The organism is Sphingomonas sp. PP-F2F-A104-K0414, from assembly GCF_004340945.1.
GTDB lineage: Bacteria > Pseudomonadota > Alphaproteobacteria > Sphingomonadales > Sphingomonadaceae > Sphingomonas.
The window spans coordinates 86,341-94,509 of record NZ_SLYD01000011.1 but is presented as its reverse complement, the minus strand read 5'-3'; the positions used below and the strand labels follow the sequence as shown (position 1 = coordinate 94,509).

Annotated in this window: 4 protein-coding genes; 2 read left to right on the top strand and 2 right to left on the bottom strand. The window is 63.2% G+C overall.

Annotated features, from left to right (window positions below; translation table 11 throughout):
* Positions 1–1,270: 1,270 nt before the first annotated feature.
* Positions 1,271–3,502, top strand: a complete 2,232-nt coding sequence (locus tag C8J46_RS19550) for a TonB-dependent receptor (protein ID WP_132742351.1) — start codon at positions 1,271–1,273, stop codon at positions 3,500–3,502.
* A 5-nt stretch (positions 3,503–3,507) separates the two neighbouring features.
* A complete protein-coding gene (locus C8J46_RS19545) occupies positions 3,508–5,088 on the top strand; it encodes an AMP-binding protein (RefSeq protein WP_132742350.1) in 1,581 nt (526 codons plus the stop codon).
* A gap of 10 nt (positions 5,089–5,098) precedes the next feature.
* Here the strand turns inward: C8J46_RS19545 and C8J46_RS19540 are convergent, their stop codons facing one another.
* Together C8J46_RS19540 and C8J46_RS19535 are read right to left on the bottom strand one after the other, a co-directional pair.
* Positions 5,099–6,730, bottom strand: coding sequence for a carboxylesterase family protein (locus C8J46_RS19540; protein ID WP_132742349.1), 1,632 nt, complete (start codon positions 6,728–6,730; stop codon positions 5,099–5,101).
* Positions 6,727–8,052: an MFS transporter gene (locus tag C8J46_RS19535; RefSeq protein WP_132742348.1), complete on the bottom strand. Its 1,326-nt coding sequence runs from the start codon at positions 8,050–8,052 to the stop codon at positions 6,727–6,729. The genes C8J46_RS19540 and C8J46_RS19535 overlap by 4 nt, the downstream gene beginning before the upstream one ends.
* Positions 8,053–8,169: the final 117 nt, after the last annotated feature.

Below are 8,169 nucleotides of genomic sequence, written 5' to 3'. Positions count from 1 at the left end.
TCTGCTCTTCCGAAAACTGCTTCCGCTTCATCTGTCCGTCCCTTTCCGGGGTCGGACTCTAGCTTCAACTGGAGGAAAAAACGGGGGTCACGTCATATGGTCCCTTTCAGCTGGGCATGCGTGTGGCGCTCCGGCAAGGATATGAAGAAGTGTCTGAAATTAGGATACGCAGAGGGACGATCGAACGCCGACTATGGGTCTGCGCCGGGGGCGTCGTGGTGTCGTCAAAAGCACGAAGTTGCGGATGGGAATGGTAGCCATCTGACTGTTGGCGCCTAAAGCTTTCTTTTGGATCACCGAGAAAGCTAGGTTAATATCACGCCTCAAGCGGACTTTTCTTTTTTGCGTTTTAGCCGCAAGTAACAACTAGATGGCTCTCTCACGCGACTATTATTCTGTTCTAGGCGTGCCCTCGACAGCAAGTCGAGACACTATCCACGCCGCGTGGAAAGCGCTTCTCCGTCAATATCACCCCGATGCCAACCATGGTGTGGATGTCTCTGCTCGTGCGAAAGAGATCAACGAGGCGTATTCCGTTTTGGGAAAGAAGGAAGCACGCGCCGCCTATGATCGGTCGCAGATCAGGCCGTCTGCCCACCGAGCGACTGCGGACCGCCCGTTTCACCCCAGGAAAGCCGGCAGGCGCCCGATGCGACCTAGCCCGTCGATGCAGCCCAGCGGTAGCCTCTCGCAGCCGCTAGAGACCAACGAATGGCTGATGGGCCTTTTCCTGCTGATCCTCACCGCCGCACCGATCGCTACAATCCTGGTTCTGTGGAATGACGAATCCGGATTGGCACCTACGGTTCGACGTAGCGTCGCCGCTCATCCAGTGCCTGAGCCTCCTGCAAAAGCCGTCCGCAGCTCATCGGGCGCAAAACTCGGACTTGGACAGCCTGCTTCCTAAACTATCGCCCAGTCGGGACATTCGAGTTCGCAGGGTCAGGCGCCAAAAGCGGTGGCAACGCGAAGATGAACGAGCGGCCGAAGTGGGGAAGCCGGAAAGGGGGCGGGGACGTCTGATTATGGGTCAACGCGAGAATCCGGCTTCCGCCTTGCTGGTCATCTGAAACTAGGCGAGCCAAGTATCTGGACATCCAGACTGCTCACAAATTCGTTGCCCGCGAACGACAAATTTAATCCCACGGCGGCCGGTCGCGGACCTTTCTCCTGACATTCACTCTGGAGAGAATTAAACTTGCATCGTATTTTCGTTTGGGGCATCGATTGGCATCGGCACCGAAGAGTGCCATCGCCATAGGAGAGGATTATGCGGCTTCGTTCGTGCTGGCTCGGTGTGTCCGTGCTTGCTCTGCTCTCGACGGGTCAGGCCGTCGCTCAGTCAGTTCCCGCCGATCCCGGCGCTTCGACCGAACAGGCGGAAAGCCCCGCGCCGCAGCAGGGCGACATCATCGTCACCGCGCGCCGCCGCAACGAGAATCTCCAGACCACGCCGTTGTCCGGCTCCGTCCTGTCAGGCACCGATCTGGCGAACAAGGGCGTGTCGAGCGTCGATGCGCTCCAGTTCGCCACACCGAGCGTGGTGGTGAACAATTTCGGCCAGGGCATCGACTTCAATGTCCGCGGCATCGGCAAGGGCGAGCACAACACGCAGACCGCGACCGGCGTCATCACCTACCGTGACGGTGCACCGACGTTCCCGGGCTATTTCGCGCAGGAACCCTATTACGACGTCGCGAACATTCAGGTGCTGCGCGGTCCGCAAGGCACGATCGTCGGCCAGAACGCTACTGGCGGCGCAGTGTTCGTCAACAGCAACGACCCCATCATCGGTGGCGGCTATCGTGGCTATATCAATGCGAACGTCGGCAATTATTCGGACGTTGGCGTGCAGGGCGCGGTGAACATCCCAGTGAGCGACACGCTGGCCGCGCGGTTCGCGGTCTATGGCCAGCGACGCGACGGCTTCTACGACATCACCGGGCCGGGTGGATCGAAATACACCGGTAACAACGGCGACGTGCGCCAGATCGCCGGCCGCTTCAGCCTGTTGTGGAAGCCTACGTCGCGGCTGTCGATCCTGTCCAAGACCGACGTCGACTATCTCGACATGGGGGCCTATCCCGCCAGCCCGTTCACCAACCAGTTCCGGTACCTGCCGGTTGGGAGCACGACGCCGAACCCCAATTACCGCGACTTGTTCGACATCACCGCGAACTCCCCGCAGGAGGCGCGTGACAAGTTTTATCGTTCGATTCTGCGCGTGAACTACGAGTTCGACAACGGAATCCAGCTGCGATCGGTCAGTGCTTATGCGAGCGGCAACACCAAATATCGCTCCGACCTGGACGGTACCGCGACAGCGAACCGGACGTTCTTCGACAGCGTTGACGAGCGCCAATATTCTCAGGAATTGACGCTCATCTCGCCTGATACGTCGCGCGTCTCGTACCTTGTCGGTGCGTTTGGTGTCTGGAACAAATACGACTTCAAATCGCCCTACCAGTTCGTGATCGGTGCTCCGCTCGGCAATCCGCTGACCGAATACCGGTTGCAAGGTATCAACCCGAACCGTTCGCTGGCCGCCTTCGGGCAACTTGGCTTTGCGATCACGCCCAAGCTAAAGGTCGAGGTCGGGGGCCGCTACACGACCAGCCGCAGCCGCAACGATATCGATGTTCTGCAGTACGGCACGCCTATCGTCGCAGAGCAGAAGACCAGCTCGAACGATTTCTCGTACAAGGCCTCGCTCGGCTGGGAGGTCAGCCGCGACCATTATCTCTACGGTTTCGTCGCGACCGGGTTCAAGCCGGGCGGGCTCAACGTACCTGTTGGCTTGGGCAACCCTGCGCCGTTCGGTGCCGAGCAGGTCACATCCTACGAAGCCGGCTGGAAGGCGAACTTCCTCAACCGTCGTATCAGGACCAGCGTCAGCGCCTTCTACAACGACTATGAGGCTTTCCAGGTTACGATCGGCAACCCGACCATCCCGGTGTTTGGGCTCCAAGTGAACGTTCCTGGCAAGACCAAGATCTTCGGGATCGAGGCCGAGGCCGACGTGAAGTTCGGCAATCTGACGTTCGACGTCGGTATGAACGTGTTGCGCAGCGAACTCGGCCAGTTCTTCGCGACCGATCCGCGCATCCTGGCGGTTGCTGCCTGCAACGTGAACACCGGGCCCGCCAGCGTATCGTGTCGTAACCTGAAGGGTGTCGACCAGAGCTATGCGCCGAACTTCACGTTCAACGTCGGCGCCAGTTACGAGATCGCGCTGGGCGGCGGCTCGACGCTGACGCCGCGCGCGAATTATGGGCACATCGCGCCGCAATGGGCGACCTTGTTCCAGAACCGCGCGCTCGGCGATCGACTGGAGGCGCGCAATATCGTCAACGCACAGCTCGCCTATAATCGCGGCACGGTCACGCTGACCGCTTACGCGACGAACCTCACCGATCAGCATTATCCTGCTGCGCTCAACAGCGGGCTCTATTTCGCGGGATCGCCGCGGCAATATGGCCTGAAGCTCCTGAAGGCGTTCTGACGACCATGCAGAGCTTCGGACTGACGGTAGACAAGTTCCTCGACCACGCCGGCAAATGGTTCGGCGATCACGAAGTGGTCTGGGCGGAGAAGGGCGTTCCGGTCGCACGCTTCGGCTATGCGGACCTGCGCGAGCGGGCCAACCGATTGTCGGGCGCGCTGGTCGCGCTCGGCGTTCAGCCGGGCGACCGGATCGGCACGCTAGCCTGGAACACGCGGGATCATCTCGAAGTCTATTACGGAGTGATGGGAATTGGCTGCGTCTGCCACACGCTCAACCCGCGACTGACTCCGGCGCAGTTGGCGGCGATGATCAACGAGGCGGACGACCGTATCCTGGCGGTCGCGACCGATATGATGCCGCTGATCGCCCAGATTCTCCCGCACTGTCCCGGTGTCCGGCACGTCATCGAACTGGACGGTGACGAGGCAGAGCCAACGAACGGCGCGACCTGGTCAAAACAAGCCTTGGTTGCGGCGCATGGCACGCCCGTAAACTGGGGCGCGTTCGACGAGAACGCGCCTGCGGGGCTCTGCTACACGTCGGGCACCACGGGGCGGCCGAAGGGCGTTCTCTACACGCACCGATCCAACTATCTGCACACGCTGCGGGCTCTGCAAGCCGATGTCGTGGGACTGACGGCACGCGACGTGCTGCTGCTCGCGGTCCCGATGTTCCATGCCAATGGCTGGGGACTGCCGTTCGCGGCGCCCGCGGCGGGCACAAAGCTGGTCCTGCCCGGTCGGCATCTCGACGGCGCCAGCCTAGCGCAGATCATGCGCGACGAGGCAGTGACGGTGGCGGTCGGCGTGCAGACCGTATGGCTCGGGTTGGTCGATCATCTCGATCGCACGGGCGAGGACCTACCATCGCTGAAACGCGTGATCATCGGCGGGTCGAACTGTCCCGATGCATTACTCGATCGTCTCCAGACGCGGCTCGGCGCGCGGGTGCAGACGAGCTGGGGCATGACGGAGCTTTCGCCGATCGGGACGATATCACCGGCCACCGCCGCGCCGGGATCGTCCGGGTCCGCAGGCCCGCCGCCACTCGGGCTGGACCTCAAGCTGACCGATGTAGACGGCGTTAGCCTTCCCGAACAGCGCGGCATGCAGGGGCATCTGAAGGTGAGGGGGGCGAGCGTCCTCGATCGATATTTCGACGCCGATACGGAGGCGCTCGACGACGAGGGCTATTTCGACACGGGCGATCTCGCGACCATCGACTCGGCCGGCAACCTCACCATCTGCGGCCGTGCGAAGGACCTGATCAAGTCGGGCGGCGAGTGGATCAATCCTGCCGAGATCGAGGCGATCATCGGCGCGCATGCCTCCGTACGGCACGTCGCGGTGATCGGGCGACCCGATCCGCGCTGGGGTGAGCGTCCGTTACTGGTGGTGGAGGGTGAACCGAGCAACGACGCCCGCATGTTGCTGGACCTGCTACGCGGGAAAGTCGCCGACTGGTGGATCCCCGACCGCGTCGCAATGGTCAGCATGATGCCGCTCGCGTCGACCGGCAAGATCGACAAGACCCGGCTCCGCACCGACTATGAGCAGGGGCTGATCGTCGCCGAGCAGGTGTGACGGCGCGCCGCTAGTCGCAAGTCGCGACCGGCGGCAGGTTCGGCGCGGCCAACCCGACGTTCCAGTTCCACCCGATCTTGCCGGTCGCGCGACGCCGGCACATCACGCTCTCGTTCAGCGCAAACATCCCCGGCATCAGCGTCTGCTGCACCACCGGTGTTGCGCCGAAATGCATATAGCTCTGGTTCGCGTCATAGGCGGGCCACCGCGCGGCGTTGCGCGCGACAGGCTTGCCGTCGCGAACGAAGCTCGCCCAGTAATCGATCATCGCATCCGACAATGCCCGTTCGCCCTCGGTATCCGGCACCTTCGGCCAGCGCGGCGGCGTGCCGTCGAAATTGCCGAACACGAACGGCAGTTCGCTCGCATGAAAGGCATGAAGACCGGCTTGGTCGGCAGCGGGATAGCCGTGATCGAAAAGATAAAGATACGCCGGGACGCCCAGCGCCGCCTGCTTCCGCACCAGCCGTTCCGCAGTCCAGCCATATAGCGCGTCGCGTGTCGTTGCGAGAATGCTCTCTGGATAGCTGCTGGCGGGATAAAGCCGCAGGAACGCATCGGACAGGTCACCGTAGCGGTCGCGGATCGTGCGCTCATACGCCTCCGCGGTCTGCGTCGGCTTGGGCGCGAGCATCTTCAGCGAGCGGATTTCCCCCTGGTTGAAGCCGGCGAGCACGGGCACGGCCGCCTGCTTGCCCTGGTCGAACGCGTCCACCATCTGCTGCGGCAGCACCGCGCCATCGACCACGCCGAACGGCGCGAAGCCGAGCTTGGCGGAGGTATCCGTAAGCGCTTGCGCGTCCATCGCGCGGAGGCTCTCGACGTCCGGCATCTGCACCGCACCGGTCAGCAATTGTCCGCCGCCTTCGCCTGACGGCGCACCGAACACGCTTTTGCGCAATTCAGGCATCGAGATCATGTATGAACTCTCCGCGATCGCCTTGGCGAACAGACCGTGCGCCGCGGGCGACGTCATCAGGTACAGCGCGCTCAGACCTCCGGCGGACTCGCCCGCGATCGTCACGTTGCGCGCATCGCCGCCGAACGATCCGATGTTGTCGCGCACCCATTTTAGCGCGGCGATCTGGTCGAGCAGGCCGTAATTGCCCGATACGCGCTGCGACGACTCACGGCTCAGCCACGGATGTGCAAGCCAGCCGAGCACTCCCAGCCGGTAGTTGATCGAAACGACGATCACCCCGCGCTCGGCGAACTTCCGGCCGTCATAGGTCGGCTCGCGGCTCGATCCGGTGACGAGTGCACCGCCGTGAATCCACACCATTACCGGCGCATTCTTCGCGTTGGCGGGCGTCCAGACGTTGAGCGACAGGCAGTCTTCACTGACGGGCATCGGCGGACCCGAATAGATCGTCGTGGTGCCGCCCTGGGGCTGCACGCATGCCGGCCCGAAATCGATCGCCGCACGCTCGCCCGACCAGCGCGGCAGCGCGACGGGCGCACGCCAGCGCAGTTTGCCGGTCGGCGCGGCTGCGTAGGGAATGCCCTTGAAGACGCGGACGTCGCCTGCGGCCGTGCCCGACACGCGGCCTGCAGGCGCATCGACGACGGGCGCTCTGTCTGCTGCAAAGACGGGCGTAGCGCTTGCGAGCAGGAGCGAAACCAGACCGTGATACGCCTTCATATGCGGGACTCCTGACGGGACAGCGTGCGCGCGAGCCAGAGGAACAGGCCGATCGCGACTGCGTAGAATGGGGTGAGCGTGTAAAGCGACAGCTGCAGCGGATTGGTCGCGCCATGTGCGGCGAACCAGTCGCTGGCGGCACCGACCCAGGTCGGTCCGAGGCCGAGGCCGATGAAGTTCATCACCAGCAGCAGCAACGCACCCGCCAGCACGCGCTGGTTGGGCGCAGCTTCCTCCTGCACCAGCGTCACCGAGCAGGAGAGGTAGAAATAGTTGAAGAACATCACGATCGTCAGCAGGGCGAGCGCCAGCGGCCAGGTCGGTGCCCAGACGAACGCCAGGTAGAACGGCATCGACACCGCAAGGGACACTGCCGGCGCGATCGCGAAGACGCGGCGCGATCCGCGGGTGAAGCGGTCGATGATCCGCCCCGACGCGATCATCCCGCCGCCCATTCCGACCACGATCGCGACGGCGTACCAGATCGCGATCTCGGGCAGCGTCATGCCCTTCTCCCGGATCAGGAACAGTACCGCGAAATTGCCGAGGCCATAGGTGACGAACTGCGTTGCGCCGCTGCCGAACGCGGCCAGCGTCATCACCGGGTTTGCGAAGAACGCCTTTACCGTGCCCCAGAACGGCGCACGGTCGCGCGTAACTGCATCGCCGTCGGTCGCGCCGTCCCGCGCCGGCTCGCGGATTATGAACGGCAGGGCGATGGCGGCGACGATGCCGACGATGCCGATCGTGATGAACGCGTCGCGCCAGTCATAGGCCGCCGCGATCGACGCGCCGAGTGCGATCCCGAGCGCCGCACCGATCGGTGGGCCCAGATTGTAGATGCCGAACGCCACGCCGCGCTTGCCCGGTGCGAAGGTATCCGTGATCAGCGCATAGGAGGGCGGGACGCCGCCCGCTTCGCCGAACCCGACCAGCATCCGGCCGGCCACCAGTTGCGGATACGTACGCGCCATGCCGCACGCGATCGTCGCCGCGCTCCAGATCGCGCAGGCGAGCGTCAGGATGCCGACCTTGCTCGTACGGTCGGCCAGCCAGCTGACCGGGATCGCGATGAAGCAATAGAACAGCGCGAAATACAGTCCACCGATCAACCCGAGTTGGCCATCGGTGATATGCAGCGAATCTTGGATCGGCTTGGCGAGGATACCCAGCAGCTGTCGGTCGAGGAAGTTCAGCACGTACACGAAGGTCAGCATTGCCAGCACGATGCCAGGGCGTCGGGCACGCCTGGTAGCTGGGCGTTGCGCCAAGGGTATAACCGGCTGCGACTCCGACGTCGCAACGCTGCTCAGTACTGCCATCAACCTCTCCCACTTGGCGTGGATTATGAGCTCAGAATGCTGAACCTTTCCGAGACTGTCAATGCACACTCTCTTGCGTGTGAACACACGATTGCGAGCGAGCGGTGCTTGACGCCT

Coding starts and splice junctions, on each gene's coding strand:
- C8J46_RS19540 (WP_132742349.1), bottom strand. CDS start 6,730: ATGAAGGCGTATCACGGTCTGGTTTCGCTCCTGCTCGCAAGCGCTACG.
- C8J46_RS19550 (WP_132742351.1), top strand. CDS start 1,271: ATGCGGCTTCGTTCGTGCTGGCTCGGTGTGTCCGTGCTTGCTCTGCTC.
- C8J46_RS19535 (WP_132742348.1), bottom strand. CDS start 8,052: ATGGCAGTACTGAGCAGCGTTGCGACGTCGGAGTCGCAGCCGGTTATA.
- C8J46_RS19545 (WP_132742350.1), top strand. CDS start 3,508: ATGCAGAGCTTCGGACTGACGGTAGACAAGTTCCTCGACCACGCCGGC.